Origin of the sequence: Fodinibius salicampi (assembly GCF_039545095.1) — a bacterium.
In the GTDB taxonomy this organism is placed as follows: domain Bacteria; phylum Bacteroidota; class Rhodothermia; order Balneolales; family Balneolaceae; genus Fodinibius; species Fodinibius salicampi.
In genome coordinates this window covers 659,174-680,801 of record NZ_BAABRS010000001.1, presented here as the reverse complement: position 1 = coordinate 680,801, position 21,628 = coordinate 659,174, and the positions used below count along the sequence as shown (strand labels likewise).

Here is a 21,628-nt window from a genome sequence, read left to right as displayed (position 1 = left end):
TCTATTCAACCTCGGTAAGCTTCCCATTAATAATGGAATAGACGCTTTTTGCTTCCTCTTCCAGGAAAGGCTTATCAAAGACCGTAAAACTGGCGACCCGTCCCTCTTTAAGGTCTCCCAGTCGCTGACCGTAATCGAGGATATCAGCAGTTGACTGCGTAATGAGTTTAAGAATTTGACTATTGTTCAGACCTCCGTCCTCTTTCAGAATGGTCAGGTTCTTTTGAATGTCTTTCAACTTTAGTCCGTTTGAGGCATATCCAACACGGACCCCAGCTTTCTGCAACGTCTTTATATTTTGCACCTGTTCCCGGTAAGCCGCTTCTTGTTTTTCCCGGAAGGCTTCCCTCTCTTCGGTTATCTCCTCTGTTTCTTCGTAATCCTCTTTCAGCCACTCGGGTTTATCGGGAAGGTCAACCGTGGCAAGTACAGGGATATTGCGCTCATTCAACTCAGCAGCCTTTTTATAGGCTTCTTTCCCGGAAACCAAAACTGCCTTGAAGTCCAATTCATCCTGCAGCCAAAACAACCGTTCAATATTCTCTTTGCCGTCCGCCACAAAATAGAAGGGCTGTTCCTTTTGCATCACCGGGTAAAGCGCCTCCAGCACTTTTTCTTTTCTGGGAGGGGGATAATCAGACGAAACCGAGGCGTAATACTCCTGCTGTTCCTTCTGGGCTTGGGCATCATAAAAAAGCTGACGGAACTGAACCATCAGTGCCATAGTGGTAGATGGGTAAGCAGTGCCATTCGCTTCCTCAAACTGGGCCAATATTCCGATTCCCTCTTCCAGCAGCTGGTCTTCGGTTTGTTCTCCATTGATGAAGAAAAGGTCAACTTGGCCCGGCAGCATCTGACCTTTTAATCCCAATGCTGCTGTAGTAAAACCGTGTTTGGTTGCTTCCTTTAGGGCCTTATCATTCGCCTTCATTTCGTTACCCGGGTGAAGATGAGGCTGGATTCCGGCCCGTTCATAGGACGGATTGCCCGGCTCTTCCGGCCGACCCCGGTTTCCGTTATCATCGGGACTTCCCCAGAATGCAAGTCCGTCAATAAATCCGGGATACACATGCAGGCTGTCCCCTCCGTCGTGCACATAAGCATCAAAAGGGATAGCTACGTCCTCTCCGACCGCACGAATCAATCCATCGCGCCAGACAATAGTGCCATTTTTAATAACCTGTCCGTCTGCCGTGTGGATAATCACATTATCAAAAGCCTCGGCCGGAGCCGACTGTGACCATCCCTGTAAGCTGATTGCCGTCAAAAGGACAATACACATACAAAAGGTACGTACTAATTTCATAGCGGTATTTTATTGGTTGTAGAGTTACTTTTGGCTGAATGAATATCTATTTTCCAATTGATCAATAAGAGAATTTTGATAATAATTTTAAAGACCACAAAAGATAAAATATGTAAAGGAGATACAGTGATCAGTGAACAGAATAACAGTTAACTGTGCTTAAACTTGCATAACCCCGGTTTTAAAATCTTCGATATCGGGATTATGGTTGGCATACCGAATAGACTCTGATATGCGCTGTCGCGTTTTTATTGGATTGATGATGCCATCCACCCAGAGCCGGGCAGCGGCGTAGCGTACGTCTGTTTGTTCCTCATAACTCTCGCTGATCTCTTTCATAATTTCCAGCTCTTCCTCTTCAGTGATTTCCTTGCCCTGCTTTTCAAGGGAAGAAACCCGTATTTGGGTCAACACCTTGGCGGCCTGCGTACCGCCCATAACGGCTATTCGGGCCGAGGGCCAGGCATAAATGAAACGAGGATCATATGCACGTCCGCACATGGCATAGTTGCCGGCTCCGTAACTATTACCCACTACAATGGTGATTTTGGGGACCGTACTGTTGGATACGGCATTCACCATCTTGGCCCCATCTTTGATGATGCCCCCGTGTTCACTTCGCTTGCCAATCATAAATCCGGTGACATCCTGCAGAAATACAATCGGAATTTTCTTTTGATTACAGTTCATGATAAATCGAGCAGCCTTGTCGGCTGAGTCTGAATAAATGACTCCCCCCACCTGCATTTCCCCTTTTTGGGTGCGGGTGACCTTTCGCTGGTTGGCCACAATGCCTACACTCCACCCGTCTACTCGAGCAAAGCCGGTAATCAGTGTTTGGCCGTATCCTTTCTTATACTCGGTGAAGGAGTCCTCATCCACAATGCATTCCAGCACATTATGCATATCGTACGGTTTGGAACGATCGTCGGGAAAGGCATCCAGAATTTCCGTTACATCACGAGAGGGTCCTACCGACTCTTTGCGATTAAATCCAGCGGTATCAAAAGGTCCCAGTTTATCCACCAGATCCCGCACAGTACTCAGGCATTCCTCGTCGTCTTTCATCTTATAATCAGTGACCCCGCTGATTTCCGTATGGGTGGTGGCTCCTCCCAGCGTCTCGTTATCAACCTCCTCCCCAATAGCGGCTTTAACCAGATAGCTTCCGGCCAAAAATACACTCCCGGTACCGTCCACAATTAAAGCCTCGTCGCTCATAATAGGCAAGTAGGCCCCTCCGGCTACACAACTGCCCATAATGGCCGCAATCTGGGGAATACCTTCGGCACTTATCTTCGCATTATTTCTAAAAATTCTGCCAAAATGCTCTTTATCCGGAAATATTTCATCCTGCATAGGCAGATATACACCGGCCGAGTCGACCAAGTAGATAATAGGCAAATGGTTCTCGAGAGCAATCTCCTGGGCCCGGAGGTTTTTTTTGGCGGTGATTGGGAACCAGGCACCTGCCTTAACCGTGGCATCATTAGCCACCAGCACGCAATCCCTGCCGGATACGGATCCGATGCCCACCACAACACCACCGGCGGGACATCCCCCCTCTTCCTCATACATCTGGTGGCCGGCCCACAAGCCTAGTTCCCGGAAAGAACTCTCCTCGTCAACAAGCCTGTCAATGCGCTCCCGGGCCGTCAGCTTCCCTTTGTCATGCTGCTTTTTAATACGTTTTTCTCCTCCTCCTTTCTTTATTTCAGCCTCTGTTTTATTAATTTCCTGAATGAGTGAATGTAAATCCTGCTCTGTGGATGGTGTGGAATCGTTATTACTCATAGAATCTTATTTTTTATACTAGTTGGCCGATTATTTTCGTTTTCAAAATAACGATTTTTAGCAATCCCAAAAGGGATCCCCTATATTAATCTAATAGTAAGTATCTTACTATTGACAGTACTTATTAAAAAGCTGATTTTCTATGAAAGTATCTACCCGTTTATTCTCGTTGTTGCTTTGTGGATTTCTGTGCTTTAGCCTCGTTTCTGAAGTTATAGCACAACGAAACCTTAATTATCGCGACCTCAGAATTCAACAACAGCGTTCTCCTGTTTATACTGACTTTATGGTACTACCCGGTGAAACGGATCAATCGGTTAAATTTGCTGCGGTTTTCAGTATCTCCTACCAATATTTACCGTTTAAAAAGCTTCCAAAGTCGGGACAAACGGCTGAAGATCACTCTTTTTATAGCCCTGTGAGCATGAATATGGAGGTTTTTAATGCTACTGAAGAGCAGCTCAAAAGAAACGATCAGGATATCTCTGTAGAGCGGCTGGAATCTATAGAAAGATCATTTTGGAGAGATACGGCCTATACTTCCACTTACGAGGAAACACAGTCGGAACGGAACTTTATTAGCGGAAGCATGAATGTATCACTCTCGCCCGGCATCTATAGCTATATTCTGCAAATGAACAGAGGAGATAGCAAAGAGACCCAATTTTCCCGTGTCAGAACCTCACGTATTCAGTCTTACCGGGATATGAAGCAGGGAGCGGTCTATTTTGGTAAGGAGGTTTCTAACCAAGGGGGCAATATCACTTTTAACCTGTTGGGCATGGGACAAAATGTGCAGTACGGCAAAGATTTTCACGCACTCGTTTATATTCCTGATTACAAGCAGGATGTCGACTATACAATGACTATTTTTGAGACAGAAAGGTCAAAGAATGATACTACTAATATTCAACAGCTCTTTTCTAAAACAATTTCCGAAGATAATATTTACCGGAATATTCGTCCCGTCCTAAAATCCGGTCAGGGTACAAATACGCTCCATCTTCAGGAAGATTCCAATGGTTTTGCGTACGCCCTGGTCAACATTCCCAATAGTACCTTCCCCAATACCACCTTTAACCTGCAGGTTAAAGAAAAGAATAGCGATAAGAGAGCGGTACAATCCTCCTTCCGTTCTCTCTGGATAGACATGCCACGCAGCCTTTTGAGCCTTGACGTAGCCATCGATATGCTTCAGTATATCACGGATAAAGAAACTATTGACCGTCTTTCAAGCGGCTCACAAAGAGAGCGAGAGCGCAAATTCCGGGACTTCTGGGGAGAAAAAGATCCTACGCCAAAAACCGAATATAATGAGCTAATGGCCGAATATTATCGGCGGGTTGATTATGCCTATGAAAATTTTACTACCGAAAATACTATCGGGTATAATAGCGACCAGGGAGAAATATATATAAAATATGGTCCCCCGGACAATATCCAGCGTAAATACCCGACCAAGGGTGCTACCGTTGAGATATGGACCTATCCAAACCGAAACTTTGTGTTTGAGGCTACCTCGGGATTTGGAGATTTCCGATTAAAAACCAACTAATTTTGATTTTTAATTTATCGTACCCATATCTATGAGCCATCGCATTGCTATTAGCAGCGGCGACTATAACGGAATTGGTCCCGAAGTGATTTTGAAGTGCTTAAACAAGCGAAAGTCACAAAATGATACGGTTATCATTTTGTCCTCCCAAAGAGTGATTGACTTTTATAGTGAGCTCTTGGACATCCCCCTGCCCCGCCAAAATGTTCGAACTATTGATGAAATACAACCCGGAAAGGTTAACGTGTTGGAGTGTTATGATGATATCAATATTGAACCGGGAAAACTGAGCCAAAAAGCGGGCAAGTGTGCCATGCAGGCCGTTGAAAAAGGCATTGAACTTTGTAACACTGGTCTGGCCGATGCTCTTGTGACCGCCCCTATTTCCAAAGAGGCTGTGAACCTCGCTGGATATCATATTCCCGGACATACGGAATTTCTGGCTGAGCATACCCATACTGATGACTTTATGATGATGCTGGTCAATGATAACCTACGAGTGGGGCTGGCTAGTGTGCATATTCCCATTGCCGATGTTCCGCAGAATATCACTGAAGATTCCATCACCCGATATTTACGCATTATGAATAGCAGCTTGCAACGGGATTTTAATATAGCCCGGCCACGTATAGCCGTATTCGGACTTAATCCACATGCCGGAGATGGAGGCATTATTGGTAAAGAAGAACAGGATATCATTTCCCCAGCCATACAAAAGGCACAGGAACTTTCTATCAATGTTTCGGGACCTTATGCCGCCGACGGTTTTTTTGGAAATAAAAAGTATGAGGAGTGCGATGGTATTTTGGCGATGTATCACGATCAGGGGCTGGTTCCTTTTAAAGCCCTCTCCTTCGGCGCCGGCGTTAACTTTACAGCGGGACTTCCCATTGTGCGCACCTCCCCTGATCATGGTACCGCTTTTGACATTGCAGGAAAGGGAAAAGCAAATCCCTCTTCATTTGAACAGGCATTTTCATTGGCCCGCCAGCTTTCAGCGAATCGCAAACAGAAAGCACAGTAATTATGGCTGCTATAGAAAAAGGGGTTTATACCAAACTGGCTGAAATTTACGACGAGGTGATGTCAGAGGTTGATTACGATCTCTGGGCAGATTATATCGATGCGCTTATGCTTCAGCATCATCCTGATCCGAAAAAAATCATGGAATTGGCCTGCGGAACAGGGTCGCTTGCCCTTTCCCTTGATGAACTGGAATGTTACGAAATCTGGGGCACAGATATGTCTTCCCAGATGATTGAGAAAGCCCGGCTTAAAAATAAACTGCGCATGTGCAATGCTACGTTTTCAGTGATGGATTTTCTTGACATCACAATGTCGGAAAAATTTGATGTGGTTTTCGCTGTTTTTGACAGTATTAACTATCTACATACTACTGATGAGGTTCTTCGCTTTCTTTCTGAATGCAAAAAACTGCTTACCCCCCAAAGCCTTCTGATATTTGACTTTACCACTCCTATTAATTCTGAAGAAGCAATCAGCTACCTGCATAACGAACAGGGAATAACTAATAATAATTTTCGTTTCTACAGAAGCAGTCGCTATAATAAGGAAGAACAGATTCATGTCAATGAGTTTCAGATTCAGCAACTGGCAGAAGACGGCAAAACGATCCTAAAAGAATTTCGGGAAACTCATCGCCAAAAGATTTATACTTTACGTCAAATGCATGATATTATCGCTCAAACGGATTATGAAATCAAAGCCCAATATGACGGCTTTGAATTTGACGAGGCACATGATGAAAGTTTAAGAATAACAATGGTTTTACAATGTCCAAGCATTCAGTCATAGATTTTAATAACGTCACGGTTACCTACGACCGGCAAACAGTACTCGAAAAGGTAAATTTCACCCTTGGTAATGGGGAATTTGCCTACCTTATTGGTCAGACCGGTGCAGGAAAAAGTTCCTTTCTCCGCCTTATCTATCGGGATTTAGTCCCCGATACCGGTCATGTACAAGTAGCTGACTATAATGTTACCACCATGTCCAAAAAGGAAGTCCCCTACCTGCGCCGCCGACTGGGTATTGTCTTTCAGGATTTCCAGCTGCTGCCCGACCGAACGGTCTATGAAAATGTTGCCTTTTCCATGCAGGTCACAGGCGCTAAAAATAGCTATATAAAACAGCGAGTGCTCGAGGTATTGGGGATGGTGGGACTCAGTCACAAGCGAAAAAATATGCCCAATGATCTATCCGGCGGTGAAAAGCAGCGCGTGGTTATTGCCCGCTCCCTGGCTAATGAGCCTCGCATCCTGCTTGCCGATGAGCCTACCGGCAACCTTGATCCGGAGGCTTCTGCCTCCATCATGGAGCTTCTGGAACGCATTAATAACCGGGGAATGGCCGTGCTTATGGTTACTCACGATTATGATACGGTGAAACAATATCCCTATCGGACCCTAAAGCTCAAAAATGGAAGGATATCGGAAGTCAATGCCAAAGAGCTTTAACCAGATACAGTAGTAATTTTCCAATCGCTGTTTTAAACGTTACTTTACAAGGGAGTATCAGTTTCCATTCTCCATCGCTGTTACGAAAGTGTTCTGAAGGGTCTGTAACAAAATAATTAATAATCCATTGGTTACCATCCATGAGTCGATACAAACATACCCGGAAAGTACGAGAGGTGGCACTTCGGCTCGGATTTAATGCCTGTGGGTTTGCCAAGGCAGGCCGACTGGAGACCGAAGAACGGCGGCTCCGCGAGTGGCTTAACCAGGGACGGCACGGCAGTATGCAATGGATGGAAAACCATCTCGATAAGCGGGTGGATCCCACCAAACTAGTTCCAGGGGCTAAGTCAGTTGTTTCCGTGATCGGGAGTTACTTTCACCCCGATCACGAGCGACAACAGCAAAAAAACGCCCCAAAAATTGCGAAATATGCCCAGGGGCGCGATTATCATAAAATCTATAAAAAGAAGCTCAGAAAGCTGTTTAAAAAAACAGAAGAGATTGTAGGAGCCGAGGTGAGTGGACGCGTATTTGTCGACTCGGCTCCAGTTTTAGACCGGGATTGGGCTATTCGTGCCGGACTCGGATGGAGGGGCAAAAACTCCCTGCTTCTCAATAAGAATATGGGTTCTTTTTTCTTTATTGGTGAGATGATCATCGACGTTGAATTCAATTACGACCAGCCGGTAACGGACCACTGCGGCAGTTGCACCCGGTGCATCGATGCTTGTCCCACGAATGCCATTTATGAACCCTATCGTGTGGATGCGACCAAGTGTATCTCCTACCTGAATATTGAACTCAAGGATGAAATTCCCGAAGAGCAGCGTTCCGATGTTGGCGAATGGCTTTTCGGTTGTGATATCTGTCAGGATGTATGTCCGTGGAACAGGGACGCGCAATATGGAAGCATGGAAGACCTGAATCCCCGGAAAAAGTTATTGGATAAAGATATTGGTTTTTGGGAAGAGCTGGACATCGAGCAGTACAATGAGCTTTTTGAAGGGACGCCCATACGCCGGGCTAAATTCAATAAATTTAAAGATACCGTTGAGGCCGTGGCCGAGAATAGCCGTCAAACGAATGCCGTAACTGTTAAATGATACCTATAAACTTATAACTCAGTAAGGTCTTTTCTTACACAGTAAACTAAAATAGGAGTCCGATCTTAGAATTGTCCTCGCTTATCCTTAAGTGACTTGTAGAGCATCTCTCGGGCTCTGAATATATGGGCCTTTACTGTGCCTAAAGGCTTACCCAATTCTTCCGATATCTCCTGGTAACTTTTTTCTTCCATATGCCGTAACTGGATCACCTTTCGATATTTTGCCGGCAACTCATCAATTGCATCCTGTACTATATTCTGCCGCTGTTTTCGGATAATACTGCGATCGGTCTGGGCTGAATGATCTTCCAGCTGCATCTCCATCTCACCGCTTTTTGTTTTGCGCGGCTTGTCAATGGAAAGAGTCTGAAGCTTTTTCTTTCGCAGGTAATCAATTGTGTGATTAGTTGCTATGCGATAAAGCCAGGTAGAAAAAGCATAATTAGTGTTATAACTCTCTAAGTTATCGAAGGCTTTTACAAAGGCTTCCTGTACCAGATCTTCTACTTGTTCCTTATTCTTCACCATCTTTAGGATATGATAATATAGGGCACGCTCATATTTATTAACCAGCCTTTTATAAGAATGTTCGTCCCCTTCTCTGGCTTCCTGTACTAAGACATCGTCCTCCAAACTGCTCTCCGAAGCGTTCTCCCGAGGTGCATCTGATGTTGACGTATTACGACTCGTAGAATCCGACATTCCTTAAACTGACAAATATAATTTTACTTTAGGGCCTAAACTTAGTGAAAGTGCCGCTTTATTCCCATTCTAAAACATAGAAAAAAATGAGCTAATTATCTCAGCGCTTACGTATACATAATGTAACAGAAAAAAATCTGTAAGGATTGGGCTTCTAATAGTACTTACTTACAGTTTAAACCTAAGGATCTTTAAAAAACGTCATCAGACGCTAACTCAAAACAAACATAAACTAACCAACAATAAAAAATGAAAAAACTAATACTTACAAGCTGCGTTCTTTTCGGTTTGATGTTCACCTTTAATTCAAATAGTTATGCTCAGGAATCTTCTGACATTCTAGTCGGCGGTGGATTAATTTATGGTACTGAAGTAGAAGCTATAGGGATACAGGCTGGTGGTAAATATGCCTTCACTCCAGAAATAAGTGGAGCTGCTGATTTTGCTATTTATTTCCCGGAAAATTTTGACTGGTGGGAATTAAACGCCAATGTTCACTATGATTTCCTTGCTGAAGAAGGTATGAAAGTATATGGATTGGGTGGTCTTAACTATGCTACCATGTCTTTTAGTGTTGATTTTGGTGAGTTTGGATCAGCTTCAGGGTCTAGCTCTGAGGTAGGTTTGAACCTTGGAGGCGGTGCTGAGTTTGATGTTGACTTTGCCAATGTCTATACAGAGCTCAAATATGTGCTCGGCAATGCTGATCAGCTGGCCCTCTCTGCAGGACTTCGCTTTAACATCTAATAATTAATATTAGATCAGTAATGTTCAAAGCCCCGTTTTATAGCGGGGCTTTCTTTATTTAAATAAACACTAAGCTTTGTAAAGCCTCTCAACACTGAATTACTACAACAAAGTGTTCGTCAGTATGTATTAACGACGAGCATGAATGGCAATCCATTCGTTTTCCTGTCGGGTATCCACTATTTCCAATTTTCGAGACTGCAGCTTTTTAACGACTTCTTCCTTATCCTCTTCCAACAATCCGGAAAGAAGGATATCTCCATCTTCTTTTAAAGAATCAATAAAGTCCGGCAAGAGATCCATAATAATATTCTTTTGGATATTGGCCAGTATGACATCCGCTTGGTCCCCTTCAGGAATAACTTCCGAGGATCCTTCTCTAACGATCATTTTCTTCCCTACCCCGTTGAGTATAATATTTTCCAAGGTATTGTTAATACTCCATTCATCAATATCAAAAGCAAAGGCCGATTCGGCGCCCAGCTTAATTGCCGCTATAGACAGTATTCCCGTGCCGGTACCGGCGTCGATAACGTGATCTCCCTTCTCTAACACATCCGGTAGAAGCCGTAACATTAAACGCGTAGTTTCGTGGTATCCCGTACCGAAGGACATCTTGGGATCTATTTCAAGCAATATTTTATCCGGTGGAACAGTACTGTTATCCCAGGTAGGTTTTACATAAAAGCGTCCGATGGTCTGTGCGCTAATCGTTTCCTCCCACTGCTCATTCCAGTTTTGATCGGCTACAATCTCTTCCGATTCTATGAATCCCTTCCCCGGGAAGCCGGCTAAAAGCTGATCCATACGTTCGCGATCCCCTACACTAAAGTTCTCTTTGGCAGTATAGGTTATAATTTGGTCTTCCAGCTGTTCAAATCCATCAAAACCCATATCAAAAAGCTCGGCAATCAGCGTCTCCTGGTATTCATCAGCTAAGCTAATTACGAGTTTGATATATTTCATAGAACGTTTGAGGTTGAAAGTAACAAGTTGACAGTTGAAGAATTTTTCAACTGTAAATTTTCAATCAGTTACCTAAATGCGATTATAAATCAACTCGGTTAGGATATCTCCTACAGCTTGCAGAGTTTGGGGATCAATAATATCCATATCATCATTGTGGGTGTGCCAGTAAGGAGCAAATCCTAGTCCCTCCCGATCCGGATGATGATGGATGATATCAACCGTAGGAATTCCCAAAATCCGATTCACTACCACGTGATCATCAGAAATGGCATTTCCCCTTTGATCGATAAATAGCTCTCCATATCCTTTTTCCTCGGCAATGGACCACAATTCATTTACCAATGCAGGGGCATAATTCATAGAATACTGTTCCTTGGGGAATACAGCTCCCTCACCGCCAACCATATCCAGTAAAATACCAAACCGTGGTGAATATCCCTCGACGGGTGGATTATTAGACCAGTAGCGTGACCCCAAAAAATAACGATCAGTCTCTCCCTGCTTACCATAATCTTCTCCGTCAAATAACACAATATCAACCCCTATTGGAGGTCTGTGTTCACTAAATATCCGGGCAAGCTCCAGAAGCACGCCCACTCCGCTCCCCCCATCATCCGCTCCTAAAATAGGTTGATCGGGGTTTTCAGGATCTTTATCCGCGCGGGGACGGGTATCCCAATGCGCGCAGAGAAAAATACGATCAGTAGCCGCCGGATTAAAAGAGGCTATAATATTCTTAAGGTTAAGGGTATCCCCCTCATATCCCTCTTCACTAAACGATTGGGCAAATACCAGCTCTTCGCCAGCATATGACGATAGCTTATCCAAAAGGTATTGAGCAGTTTTGCGGTGTCCTTCGGAGTTGGGATTGCGAGGCCCAAAGCTCACCTGTTGCTCAATAAAATGATAAGCACTGTCTGCTGAAAAGTTGGGAACTGTCCGCCCCTGCTCTTCAAAATTCAATCGAATTTTTTCGGTATCATTGCATCCGAAAAGAAGGAGACTTGTTAGTAAGAATGGTATCAACAGACTTCTATTAGTCATCATAATGCACCATGGTTGCGGAAGACTGATCAACAGGAAAAACGATAGTATCCATGATATTTACGTGAGGAGGACGATTAGCCGTAAAATGAATCACTTCTGCAATATCTTCGGCAACAAGAGGCTGCATGTCTTCATAGACCTGATCGGCCTGACTTTTATCTCCATCATATCGAACCACACTAAATTCGGTGTCCACCAGTCCGGGCGAAACCATACTTACTCGCACTTTGGTACCATGCAGATCTTTTTTTGTAGCTTCTGTAAAAGCTTTAACAGCATGCTTTGTTGCACAATAGATAGAGCCCCCGGGATAACTCTCGTGGCTCGCAATAGATCCTATATTGATAATATGTCCCCGGTCTAGCTTCTTCATTTTGGGAGAAATAAGACGCGTCATGGTCATAAGCCCCTTAATATTGGTATCAATCATTAAATTCCAGTCCTCAAGATCCGCATCATAGACTCCTTCGACCCCTTTAGCAAGGCCTGCGTTATTAACCAGAATATCAATTGGATTGGATAATCCTTCCACCATACTCCTGCAAGCATCTGCATCCCTAATATCAAATGCAGCTATTTCAACCTCAATATTATAATCTGATCGTAACGTATCGGCGATTTCATCCAGGCGCTGTTGACGTCTCCCTGTCAATATAAGGTTGCATCCTGATTCCCCAAATGCATAGGCTGTAGCTTCTCCTATACCCGAGGTAGCTCCGGTAATAATCGCCCATTTATTTGAAAGCCTATTCTTCATAATTGATGTTAAAATTTAATTTAACGGTAAACTAGAATAAACAAACTACCCTTTGAGCTTAAAAAACATGGCTCAGTTTTTAAGGAAAATAAGATTAGGCTGCCATTGCCCCACATATTATTACTTTCCTACTTTTTAACTTCTTATAAAATAACAGCCTGACCATCTTTTAAGGCATTATCTGCAGCTATTTTCCAAGCTAATCCAGCTGCTCAACTAATCGGGCCGCATTAAATAGCTTTCCCTCTTCAAAAGTATTGGCCATAAGTTGCATTCCATAAGGCAAGCCATTGGAATGAGTGCCCGCCGGAATATTGATACTACAAATACCCGCCAAGTTGGCGGAAATAGTATAGATATCATTTAAGTACATCTGTACCGGGTTATCAATATCAGCTCCCACATCAAATGCGGTAGTTGGTGCCGTAGGTGAAACAATGACATCCACATTTTCAAAAGCGTCCGTAAAGTCCTGCTTTATGAGACGACGCACTTTTTGTGCCTTAGCATAATAAGCATCGTAATATCCTGCACTTAATACGTATGTACCCAGCATAATGCGACGTTTAACCTCTGTACCGAAACCTTCGGTACGACTCTTTTTATAAAGACGGATCAGGGAGCTGTCTACGTCCTCAAGTTCTGCACCCAGCTTCACTTTCTTATCCCCTTCGGCAAGCTCTATCTGCTCTTTTAGAGCATCCTTTTCCTTCTTTAGTTCTTGTTCCACTTCTTCTATATCTGCACGATGACCGTATCGAATACCGTCATATCGCGCAAGATTGCTCGAAGCTTCTGCAGTAGCCAGGATATAGTAGGTCGCGATACCATATTTCATATGCGGCAAATGGATAGGAACTAACTCTGCTCCATCCTGCTCCAGCTCATTCAATTGTTCCTGAATGCCAGCTTTTATTTCTTCATCCAATCCATCCCCAAAGTATTCCTCAGGAACTCCAATGCGGATATTCGCATCTGGATTTTCAGCAAACTGCTGATAGTCAGGGACCGTTCTGCTGGAAGTTGTATTATCGTTTTCATCAAATCCAGCGAGAATTTCCAGTAGTAGTGCCGCATCTTTTACAGAATGTGTAAGCGGACCGATACAATCAAAAGAAGACGCATACGCAATAAGTCCGTGGCGTGATACTCTACCATAAGTAGGCTTCAGGCCTACGACACCACAATAAGAAGCAGGCTGCCTGATAGACCCACCGGTATCAGTACCCAGAGCCGCTGTACAAAAATCAGCGGCAACCGCAGCGGCACTACCACCAGATGAACCTCCTGATACTTTTGATGTATCCACAGGATTTCGCGTAGGGCCATAGATAGAATTTTCGGTTGAAGATCCCATGGCAAATTCATCCATGTTCAATCTTCCCAACAGGAGAGCATCTTCATTCCTTAGGCGTTTAACAGCGGTAGAATCATAAATACTTTCAAAGTCAGATAGAATATTTGAGGCACAGGTTGCCTGCTTTCCTTTTTCGCAGATCAAGTCTTTAATGCCTATGACCATACCGGCTAACCGTCCGGCCGTGCCCTCATCAATTTTTGACTGTATTTTCTGAGCCCTGTCTAAGGCTTCCTGCTCATCATAGCTTACAAGAGCATTAACTTCATCATTCCGCTCTTCAATATTCTGCAGATAATGTTGTACAATTTCGGTTACAGTTGTATCTCCACTTTCTAAGGCAGTTCGGACCTGACTATAATCTGAAAAACTCAACGATATATTCGATTTTTATATTAATCTTGGCTCTTTTGTGCTTTGGCTTCTTCTTTACTCTTATTTTTAGTTGCTTCTGATCCAAGCCCTTCTTTTTCTCCTTGTTCAAGCTCTTGCTTGATTTGATCCGAAGCTTTACGAAACTCATTCATACCCTGACCAATACCGCGAGCCAGTTCTGGAATGCGTTTTGCGCCAAAAAACAGCAAAATAACCATTAATACGATTAATATTTCCATTCCGCCGAAACTTCCCATATAATATTCCTCGCTAAATTAAGTTTATAGATTAAGCACAGGTAAGATAATAATAATTTTATAGATCTTTGAGTGTTAGATAGAAAAAAATAATTGCATTTCCGTTAAAAATTGAGTTGAATTTAATGTGTGAAACATTTGTTAGCATTTAGAGAAATTTATAAGCAATAAAAAATAACTTATTATATTTATGATTTGGACCGTTGAATTAGCAGCCGTTTTAGACGATGCCCCTTTTCCTGCAACCAGAGAAGAACTAATTGAGTGGGCAGTGCGAAATGGCGCTCCCCAGCAGGTACTCGATAATTTACATGACCTGGAAGAAATCGAAGAGGGCGAAGATGTTGTCTATGAAGACATGGAAGACATCTGGCCCGACTATATCGGAAAGGAGGATTTCTTCCATAATGAAGAAGATGAAGGATTTGACTACGACGACGTTTAGACCTCTGATGTAGGAATTATCTGTATTAGGAACGGTTGCATGATTTTTTTCATGCAACCGTTTTTTATGAACTTTCAATAAACAATCTTTTGGGTTACTCTATCGCTCGCTGCAAGCTATTCTCGTTATTGCTTGCCATTTTCTTAGTTATAGCTATGGCATCTCCTGCCATTGGTCAAACCGATACCGCATCAAGCGATACCACGGATAATGTCGTCCGTATTATACGTTTTGCAGGCAATGATAATGTAAATAACAATACACTTGAGACCCTTATACGCACACAAACCAACCGGGAATTTTTGGGCATACCTCGTTTTACACCGTGGTATTTTATCTGGCAACTGACAAAAAAATTCGGAGAGGCTCCCTCCTATCTTAATCGGGAAACTGTTGGGAATGATATTGAACGAATCAGACGATATTATCAGTCAATTGGCTTTTTAGAGGCTTCTGTTGATACCAATATTGTTGAGTTTAAAGAAAACCGGGTAGAAGTTTCTTTTTTAATTGACGAAGGGAATCCCTCTACCATAAAAACGATAAGCTACACGGGCATGCCTGCTCTCGAAGACTCTACAAAAATCCAGGAGTTTTACGAAGAAAGCTCACTAACCCGGGAAAAGATTAATGATACCACTTTTACACATAACCAACGTTATTTGGAAAATAGCCTTACCGAGGAACGCAACCGCATCATTACCTTTTTAAAAAATAATGGCTTTGCGGCTATCCAAAATGATTCGGTTTCAGTTCTGATGAAGAGAGATCCCGAAAACAGACATCAGCTTGACGCTCTTTTTACTATTAATCCCGGACGCAAATACACCTTTGGTGATGTTCATATTAGTCTTGCGGGACCAGAAGAGGAAAGCAATCTCACCCAAAAGGATACGGTTCAGCACTCAGAACTCACAGCCGGAAGAAAAATTTTCCTTCATAAAGCACCTTCTGCACAAACAAAATACAGCCTTTTAACAGATCAAATTCTATTCAAACCCGGCGAGACATTTGATAATTCACTCTATATCCGTACCGTTAACGAATTCCAGAACCTGGGCATGCTCAACGTACAGCAATTTGGCCTCAGTGAAGACGGTTCTCTACCCGATTATTCCGGAAATGAACTACCGGTGATGTTTTCACTTAAAAGCCGTCCCAAACACTCTGTAAATTTAAATTTCTTTGGGATGCGCCGGTATGGTTTTGGATCGGGTGCAGGATTAACCTACACAAATAATAATCTTTTTGGAAAAGCTGAAAATCTGCAGCTGAGCTTGAATGGAAGTTTTGAATACGTAAGTTCTGAAACCGTACGGGATATCTCTCCCGATTCCGATTCGACTCAATCTGTTCAGGGAGGCTTTTTCCAGAGTTTTGACTCTCGATTGGAATACTCCCTGCCCCGCCTGAATTTTCCTTTTGCTTTTTTAGATAACTATCCCTCATTTTCGAATGCCCAAACTGTCTATGGGCTTTCTTTTAGTCGTTCCGATCAGCTATTGTTTGATATCAATTCCGATATTCGCTTCAACTTGCGCTATGAAGTAAAACACAACGATCGATTTTCCAGTTTCCTTGATCTTGTTGAACTGGACCTCTTAGATACGACCCCTTCAAGGCGGTTTAGGGAATCTTTACAGCAAGAATTTGGAGAAGACTCATTTGAGTATGAGCGGATTCTGGAGGATTTCCGACCCCAAGTATCTTCTATCCTGCGATATACCTTTCAAAGTAGGCGCACGGACCTCATTAAACGAAATTTTGGGTATTTCAGTGAATATTCTGCTGCTATAGGAGGTAACATTCCCTATCTAACTGATCGCTTCATTGTCACCCCGAATACCCTGGAGGGAAACCTGCCCCCCATCTTTCCTTCCAGCCAAAACAGTCTGGCTTATAGTCGCTTTTTTAAGGGAACAGCCGACTATCGTCGCTATATTCCAATTTCAAACAATGGGGTATTTGCTTATCGGGGATTTCTGGGAGTCGCACTTCCGTATGGAAACAGTAACTCGGTTCCGCTCAATCAGCGTTATTATGCTGGAGGTGCCAATGATATCCGGGGATGGAGCTTTTACAGTTTGGGGCCGGGATCTATTCCACTTGAGGATGTAACCATTAATGGAGGGGAAATTAAACTGCTTGCCCAGTCTGAAGTCCGGCAGCGCTTATTTACGGACTTCCTTTCCTCTAACTGGATAGCCGCATGGTTTACTGATGCTGGTAATATCTGGTATGGTCCTCGCACAGAATTCCCCTCAGCTCAAGATAACAATTCCCAGACAAATCTAACGCAGCAGGAAATCCTGGAAATGGGTAAATTCAAATTCGATAACTTTTACCGCCAAATTGCGGTCGGTTCGGGTGCGGGACTTCGAATCGACTGGGAATATATTGTAATACGGTTTGACTTCGCTTTCCGGGTCCATGATCTACAAGAAGGTTGGTTTAACAATAAAAAGCTGTACTTTAGCTTCGGTATTGGCCACTCTTTCTAACAAAGATCATTTTTATATATTAATAGATACCAGACGGGCGCGGGTAGCTATTATTAATCCTAAATTTTTTATTATGTTAAATTTAAGTCGGTTTAAAAAAATAAAAGAGCGATCGGACATTATTTTCAATTCCCGTTTTTTACAAAACCTTAGCCTGCTGGAACGATCCGAATTCCTCCACTACTGTCACCGTAGAAAATACAAGAAAAATGAATACATTTATTACCAGGGAGATCCCGGAACCGGTATGTACTTTATCGAAGAAGGACAAGTTCAACTTATCATAGAGAATGAAGAAGAGCGTCAGGATTTGGATCAATCTTATACTATCGAAGCGCCGGAAAGCTTTGGCGCTTTGTCAATAGGATATGAAATACGACGTATATCAACCGTTAAATGCCTGACAGACTGCACGCTCATGGGATTCTTTAAGCCTGACTTTGAAACTTTAAAGAAGCGCCATCCTGTTATTGCCGTAAAGTTCATGGAGACACTTGCCATGGTAGCCATGAAACAACTCGAACTGGTAACAAATGAACTCAAAAAACAAAGCGGGGCTAAACAGGCACTTGCTCTACAGTTCGAGACTTATATCGATCAACAAGAAAATGAGCACCTGTAAATAAACTCAGGCAATAGCTGCGTGTCTATTTCTAATTATTTTTAATCACAAAGCTTTTTCCGGATACTTTTATCTTTCCAGTTTTTCCGGATTTACAAAAGAGGCTTATCTAATCATTCAAAAAAATGCTTAAAAAGGGAACGGAAACAGAATTAACAATCGAAGGTGTTGCTTTCGAAGGAAAAGGAATAGCTAAAGTAGACGGATTGGCTGTTTTTGTACCTAATACTACACCCGGAGATCGCATTCGGGCACGTATTACAAAAAGTAAAAAGAATTACCGTGAAGGGAAGCTATTGGAAGTACTGGAAGAAGGTCCGCGCCGTATTGAACCCAAATGTCAGCATGCTCGTGTTTGTGGAGGGTGTAGCTGGCAGCATGTGGATTACGATTACCAGCTGGAGTTTAAGAAAGAGCAAGTGCGGGATCACATGGAGCGTATCGGGGGATTTGACAATATTGATATCAATGATACTATTGGCTGCGATCAGCCCTTTTATTATAGAAATAAAATGGAGTATTCCATAGGCCACCGCCGCTGGTTGAGCCCGGAAGAAATCAACCGGGATGAATATGTGGACGACCATTGCTTTGCTGCTGGCCTTCATGTACCGGGACGTTTCGACAAGGTATTGAATATTCAGGATTGCCATTTACAGCACCCCATTTCCTATAAAATTCTGGATTTTGTCCGCACCTGGTGCATTAATCACGATGTTCCCCCCTACGATACTATCGATCATAAGGGCTATATGCGCAATGTAGTTATCCGAAATTCATATCATACGGATGATTTGATGGTAAATCTCGTAACTCTGAAAGATGATTCCGAAATAGTATCTCCACTTTCTGAAGCGCTTGTTAATGAATTTCCTGAAATTACAACCGTCATCAATAATATTAACGATCGTAAAAACCCTACCGCAGTTGGACGTTATGAAAAGGTCCTTTACGGACCTGGTTATATTACAGATAGAATAGGTTCCTATCACTTTAAGATTGATGCAAACGCTTTTTTCCAAACGAATACCCGACAGGCCGAAGAGCTTTATGAAGTAGCAAAAAAATATGCGGATATTCAGCCTGACGATACGGTGTATGATCTTTATTGTGGCGTAGGAACCCTTAGTCTGTTTTTAAGTGAAAAGGCTAAGAACCTGCTAGGCATAGAACTATCAAATGTAGCCATAAAAAATGCACGCAAAAATGCCGAATCCAATGATGTTGATAATGTAGATTTTCAGCAGGGAGATATGCAGCATGTATTTGGCGAATTAATCACCAAAAAGTATGGTGCTCCCGACTGCCTGATCACGGATCCCCCAAGGGCAGGTATGCATCCGGATGTGGTCGAAAATATCAATAAATTAAAAGTGCCAAAGTTAGTTTATGTCAGCTGCAACAGCTCTACTATGGCCCGCGACTTAGAAAAGATGAGTGAGGTTTATGACATAGAAGAACTACAGCCGGTTGATATGTTTCCTCAAACCTACCACATAGAAACAGTCGCAAAACTTCGGTTAAAGAACTAGATTACTTATTCTGATTATATTTATAACTATTGCATCATTGTGAGATTACACTATTTGCAACACGTTCCCTTTGAAGGACCCGGTATTATTCGCTCCTGGAGTAAAAATAATAATATTTCGTTAACTCGTACCCGTTTGTATGAAGATGAGGAACTCCCTCCTCCCCGGGAAATTGACGGATTAGTTGTCATGGGTGGTCCAATGGGTGTTTATGACGCCAAACGATATCCCTGGCTTAAAAAAGAAAAACGATTTATTAACAATTGTATTGATCGAGGAATAAAAGTACTGGGTATCTGCCTGGGAGCCCAGCTTATTGCGGATGTACTGGGAGCAGAGGTCAATTCCATGAACCAAAAAGAGATCGGCTGGTTTCCGCTCAATTGGAACGAATCAGCTCGGAATCACCGCTTATTGGATTTTCTGCCGACCAATCAAATCGTACTTCACTGGCACGGAGATCAATTTAGCTTGCCTGGGGGAGCTCTTTCCCTGGCTTCCAGTAAAGGATGTGCTAATCAGGGCTTTTTAGTGGATGAGCAAATTATGGGGCTGCAGTTCCATCTTGAAATAACAAAAGACGGACTCGATGAACTAATCCAACATAGCAACAATGAACTTAAAAGAAGTGACGGTCCCTTTATCCAATCTCCGGTCACTATGTTAAATGCCCCTCACTTTGAAGAAAATCACCATACAACCCGAAAGCTTCTAAACCGTTTTTTCAGTAGCCCAAGTTAAATAAGGTCGCTTGCCATTAATCCACAGACATCATTTTAAGGCATACCGGCATCGATATTTCAAATTCATTCCCTGTTTTAGTCAACATGCCGGATTCCTTATCTCTTTTGAATACTACCACATTGTCTGTATTTCGATTAGCAACCAACAGGTATTGACCGGTAGGATCAATCATAAAATTCCGCGGATGGATTCCACCTGAATTCTGCTTCCCAACATACGATAACTGACCATTTTCCTGATTCACTGAATAAATAACGATGTTATTCAGATCTTCCCTGTTTGAGGCATAAAGAAATTTTCCATCCGGAGAGAGCTGAATGTCTGCACCGGAAACAACCCCCTCATAATTTTCCGGAAGTGTAGAAACCTGCTGAATTTTATTAAGTTTCCCGGCTTCAAAAGTAAAAGCATCAATAGTTCCATTAAGTTCATTAATCAGGTAGGCAAAGTCGCCTTCCGGATGGAAAGTTATGTGACGCGGCCCCGATCCGGGTTCGGCTTCATAGACGCCAGATTCTAAGGGGGCCAGTTCACCTTTTGATGCATTAAATCTGTAACTTTTAACTTGGTCTGTCCCCAAATCAGCAACCAGAACATGTTCATTGTCCGGGGCCACATAAGTACAATGTACATGGGGACGTTCCTGGCGGTTTTTATTAACGCTGCTTCCGCTGTGTTCAAAATATGCCTTAGCTTCCTGCAGGCTTCCATCCTCGGCAATAGGAAGCATAGATAGTGATCCTCCGCTGTAGTTACCGGCAAAAGCCCAGCGCCCGGTTTGGTCCACCGACACATAGCAGGGATGGCCTCCCCTGCTTGACTTTTTATTCAGGAATTTAAGTTCTCCTTTGGCTTTGTCAAAAGAAAAAGCACTTACCGACCCTCCGTTCTCAGCCCCTGTCTCATTTACTGCATAAACATAGTTGTCATCCGGAGAGATTGCTATATATGAGGGATTCTCCACCCCTGATACTTTACTGATATAATTGGCCTCTCCCGTTTCAGCATTAAATTCATACACGTAAATTCCCTCGCTTTCCCCGGAGGTGTAGGTCCCTACAAACAAATAAAAAGAGGAGGATTGTCCCAATATTGAGGCTGGATAAAATATGAGGAGCATTGACATTACAGCAAAGCACAAAATCTTTCTCATAGTTCCGGTCTTAAAATTTAGAGTGTCAAAATTAACGGCAATAAGTTTTGGGTGTTAAATGTATAACAAATATTCCTAATTAGCAGGAACGATAAAGCAATAAAATGTCGTTAAGAGCCAGTCAAAGCGATGGCTAAATATCGTTTTCTTATCTCTTGTCAATTATAACTCTATCGCCGG

20 protein-coding genes are annotated in these 21,628 nt (G+C 42.9%); 11 read left to right on the top strand and 9 right to left on the bottom strand.

Going from position 1 to position 21,628, the window contains the following annotated elements:
• Position 1: 1 nt before the first annotated feature.
• Positions 2-1,306, bottom strand: coding sequence for an amidohydrolase family protein (locus ABEB05_RS02780; protein WP_265787329.1), 1,305 nt, complete (start codon positions 1,304-1,306; stop codon positions 2-4).
• 159 nt (positions 1,307-1,465) lie between these two features.
• On the bottom strand, positions 1,466-3,100 hold the full coding sequence (locus ABEB05_RS02775; RefSeq protein WP_265787327.1) for an acyl-CoA carboxylase subunit beta: 1,635 nt from the start codon (positions 3,098-3,100) through the stop codon (positions 1,466-1,468).
• A gap of 142 nt (positions 3,101-3,242) precedes the next feature.
• Between ABEB05_RS02775 and ABEB05_RS02770 the strand changes: the two genes are divergently transcribed.
• The 5 genes from ABEB05_RS02770 (at position 3,243) to queG (ending at position 8,238) form a co-directional block, all read left to right on the top strand.
• Complete coding sequence (locus ABEB05_RS02770) at positions 3,243-4,655, top strand: GWxTD domain-containing protein (protein ID WP_265787325.1); 1,413 nt, start codon at positions 3,243-3,245, stop codon at positions 4,653-4,655.
• A 31-nt stretch (positions 4,656-4,686) separates the two neighbouring features.
• Entirely contained in the window at positions 4,687-5,679 is a 993-nt protein-coding gene (pdxA, locus tag ABEB05_RS02765) for a 4-hydroxythreonine-4-phosphate dehydrogenase PdxA (protein WP_265787323.1), read from the top strand.
• Positions 5,680-5,681: 2 nt separating this feature from the next.
• Positions 5,682-6,470, top strand: a complete 789-nt coding sequence (locus ABEB05_RS02760) for a class I SAM-dependent DNA methyltransferase (protein ID WP_265787322.1) — start codon at positions 5,682-5,684, stop codon at positions 6,468-6,470.
• Positions 6,449-7,132, top strand: a complete 684-nt coding sequence (ftsE, locus tag ABEB05_RS02755; protein WP_265787320.1) for a cell division ATP-binding protein FtsE — start codon at positions 6,449-6,451, stop codon at positions 7,130-7,132. Before ABEB05_RS02760 ends, ftsE begins: the two co-directional genes overlap by 22 nt.
• A 140-nt stretch (positions 7,133-7,272) precedes the next feature.
• Positions 7,273-8,238 (top strand): tRNA epoxyqueuosine(34) reductase QueG, encoded by a 966-nt coding sequence (gene queG, locus ABEB05_RS02750; protein ID WP_265787318.1) that lies wholly within the window; start codon positions 7,273-7,275, stop codon positions 8,236-8,238.
• Positions 8,239-8,303: 65 nt separating this feature from the next.
• Here the strand turns inward: queG and ABEB05_RS02745 are convergent, their stop codons facing one another.
• Complete coding sequence (locus ABEB05_RS02745; RefSeq protein WP_265787317.1) at positions 8,304-8,942, bottom strand: RNA polymerase sigma factor; 639 nt, start codon at positions 8,940-8,942, stop codon at positions 8,304-8,306.
• A 249-nt stretch (positions 8,943-9,191) separates the two neighbouring features.
• On the opposite strand from ABEB05_RS02745, the gene ABEB05_RS02740 reads away from it, so the two are divergent.
• Positions 9,192-9,689 carry an outer membrane protein gene (locus ABEB05_RS02740; RefSeq protein ID WP_265787316.1) on the top strand — a complete coding sequence of 166 codons (498 nt, stop codon included), beginning with the start codon at positions 9,192-9,194 and terminating at the stop codon, positions 9,687-9,689.
• A 129-nt stretch (positions 9,690-9,818) separates the two neighbouring features.
• Here the strand turns inward: ABEB05_RS02740 and prmA are convergent, their stop codons facing one another.
• The 5 genes from prmA to ABEB05_RS02715 form a co-directional block, all read right to left on the bottom strand.
• Positions 9,819-10,655, bottom strand: coding sequence for a 50S ribosomal protein L11 methyltransferase (gene prmA / locus ABEB05_RS02735; protein WP_265787315.1), 837 nt, complete (start codon positions 10,653-10,655; stop codon positions 9,819-9,821).
• 72 nt (positions 10,656-10,727) lie between these two features.
• Positions 10,728-11,705 carry a M28 family peptidase gene (locus ABEB05_RS02730; RefSeq protein ID WP_265787314.1) on the bottom strand — a complete coding sequence of 326 codons (978 nt, stop codon included), beginning with the start codon at positions 11,703-11,705 and terminating at the stop codon, positions 10,728-10,730.
• The gene (locus tag ABEB05_RS02725; RefSeq protein ID WP_265787313.1) at positions 11,695-12,462 is read right to left on the bottom strand and encodes an SDR family NAD(P)-dependent oxidoreductase; all 768 of its coding nucleotides are present in this window, start codon (positions 12,460-12,462) and stop codon (positions 11,695-11,697) included. Before ABEB05_RS02725 ends, ABEB05_RS02730 begins: the two co-directional genes overlap by 11 nt.
• 199 nt (positions 12,463-12,661) lie before the next feature.
• Positions 12,662-14,194 carry an amidase family protein gene (locus ABEB05_RS02720; protein WP_265787312.1) on the bottom strand — a complete coding sequence of 511 codons (1,533 nt, stop codon included), beginning with the start codon at positions 14,192-14,194 and terminating at the stop codon, positions 12,662-12,664.
• A 20-nt stretch (positions 14,195-14,214) separates the two neighbouring features.
• Entirely contained in the window at positions 14,215-14,451 is a 237-nt protein-coding gene (locus tag ABEB05_RS02715; RefSeq protein WP_265787311.1) for a Sec-independent protein translocase subunit TatA/TatB, read from the bottom strand.
• Between the two features lie 190 nt (positions 14,452-14,641).
• Here ABEB05_RS02715 and ABEB05_RS02710 point away from each other — a divergent pair, with 190 nt between their 5' ends.
• From ABEB05_RS02710 to ABEB05_RS02690, 5 genes are all read left to right on the top strand, one after another.
• Entirely contained in the window at positions 14,642-14,896 is a 255-nt protein-coding gene (locus tag ABEB05_RS02710) for a DUF2795 domain-containing protein (protein ID WP_265787310.1), read from the top strand.
• A 155-nt stretch (positions 14,897-15,051) separates the two neighbouring features.
• Positions 15,052-17,397 carry a BamA/TamA family outer membrane protein gene (locus ABEB05_RS02705; protein ID WP_265787309.1) on the top strand — a complete coding sequence of 782 codons (2,346 nt, stop codon included), beginning with the start codon at positions 15,052-15,054 and terminating at the stop codon, positions 17,395-17,397.
• A gap of 73 nt (positions 17,398-17,470) precedes the next feature.
• On the top strand, positions 17,471-18,019 hold the full coding sequence (locus ABEB05_RS02700; protein WP_265787308.1) for a cyclic nucleotide-binding domain-containing protein: 549 nt from the start codon (positions 17,471-17,473) through the stop codon (positions 18,017-18,019).
• A gap of 125 nt (positions 18,020-18,144) precedes the next feature.
• Entirely contained in the window at positions 18,145-19,551 is a 1,407-nt protein-coding gene (rlmD, locus tag ABEB05_RS02695; RefSeq protein WP_265787307.1) for a 23S rRNA (uracil(1939)-C(5))-methyltransferase RlmD, read from the top strand.
• 39 nt (positions 19,552-19,590) lie between these two features.
• Positions 19,591-20,292, top strand: coding sequence for a type 1 glutamine amidotransferase (locus ABEB05_RS02690; protein ID WP_265787306.1), 702 nt, complete (start codon positions 19,591-19,593; stop codon positions 20,290-20,292).
• 16 nt (positions 20,293-20,308) lie between these two features.
• Here the strand turns inward: ABEB05_RS02690 and ABEB05_RS02685 are convergent, their stop codons facing one another.
• The gene (locus ABEB05_RS02685) at positions 20,309-21,448 is read right to left on the bottom strand and encodes a lactonase family protein (protein WP_265787305.1); all 1,140 of its coding nucleotides are present in this window, start codon (positions 21,446-21,448) and stop codon (positions 20,309-20,311) included.
• Positions 21,449-21,628: the final 180 nt, after the last annotated feature.

Bases quoted from the DNA above. Each gene is read 5' to 3' on its own strand.
- ABEB05_RS02780 (WP_265787329.1), bottom strand. From the start codon at position 1,306: ATGAAATTAGTACGTACCTTTTGTATGTGTATTGTCCTTTTGACGGCA.
- ABEB05_RS02775 (WP_265787327.1), bottom strand. From the start codon at position 3,100: ATGAGTAATAACGATTCCACACCATCCACAGAGCAGGATTTACATTCA.
- ABEB05_RS02770 (WP_265787325.1), top strand. From the start codon at position 3,243: ATGAAAGTATCTACCCGTTTATTCTCGTTGTTGCTTTGTGGATTTCTG.
- pdxA (WP_265787323.1), top strand. From the start codon at position 4,687: ATGAGCCATCGCATTGCTATTAGCAGCGGCGACTATAACGGAATTGGT.
- ABEB05_RS02760 (WP_265787322.1), top strand. From the start codon at position 5,682: ATGGCTGCTATAGAAAAAGGGGTTTATACCAAACTGGCTGAAATTTAC.
- ftsE (WP_265787320.1), top strand. From the start codon at position 6,449: ATGTCCAAGCATTCAGTCATAGATTTTAATAACGTCACGGTTACCTAC.
- queG (WP_265787318.1), top strand. From the start codon at position 7,273: ATGAGTCGATACAAACATACCCGGAAAGTACGAGAGGTGGCACTTCGG.
- ABEB05_RS02745 (WP_265787317.1), bottom strand. From the start codon at position 8,942: ATGTCGGATTCTACGAGTCGTAATACGTCAACATCAGATGCACCTCGG.
- ABEB05_RS02740 (WP_265787316.1), top strand. From the start codon at position 9,192: ATGAAAAAACTAATACTTACAAGCTGCGTTCTTTTCGGTTTGATGTTC.
- prmA (WP_265787315.1), bottom strand. From the start codon at position 10,655: ATGAAATATATCAAACTCGTAATTAGCTTAGCTGATGAATACCAGGAG.
- ABEB05_RS02730 (WP_265787314.1), bottom strand. From the start codon at position 11,705: ATGATGACTAATAGAAGTCTGTTGATACCATTCTTACTAACAAGTCTC.
- ABEB05_RS02725 (WP_265787313.1), bottom strand. From the start codon at position 12,462: ATGAAGAATAGGCTTTCAAATAAATGGGCGATTATTACCGGAGCTACC.
- ABEB05_RS02715 (WP_265787311.1), bottom strand. From the start codon at position 14,451: ATGGGAAGTTTCGGCGGAATGGAAATATTAATCGTATTAATGGTTATT.
- ABEB05_RS02710 (WP_265787310.1), top strand. From the start codon at position 14,642: ATGATTTGGACCGTTGAATTAGCAGCCGTTTTAGACGATGCCCCTTTT.
- ABEB05_RS02705 (WP_265787309.1), top strand. From the start codon at position 15,052: ATGGCATCTCCTGCCATTGGTCAAACCGATACCGCATCAAGCGATACC.
- ABEB05_RS02700 (WP_265787308.1), top strand. From the start codon at position 17,471: ATGTTAAATTTAAGTCGGTTTAAAAAAATAAAAGAGCGATCGGACATT.
- rlmD (WP_265787307.1), top strand. From the start codon at position 18,145: ATGCTTAAAAAGGGAACGGAAACAGAATTAACAATCGAAGGTGTTGCT.
- ABEB05_RS02685 (WP_265787305.1), bottom strand. From the start codon at position 21,448: ATGAGAAAGATTTTGTGCTTTGCTGTAATGTCAATGCTCCTCATATTT.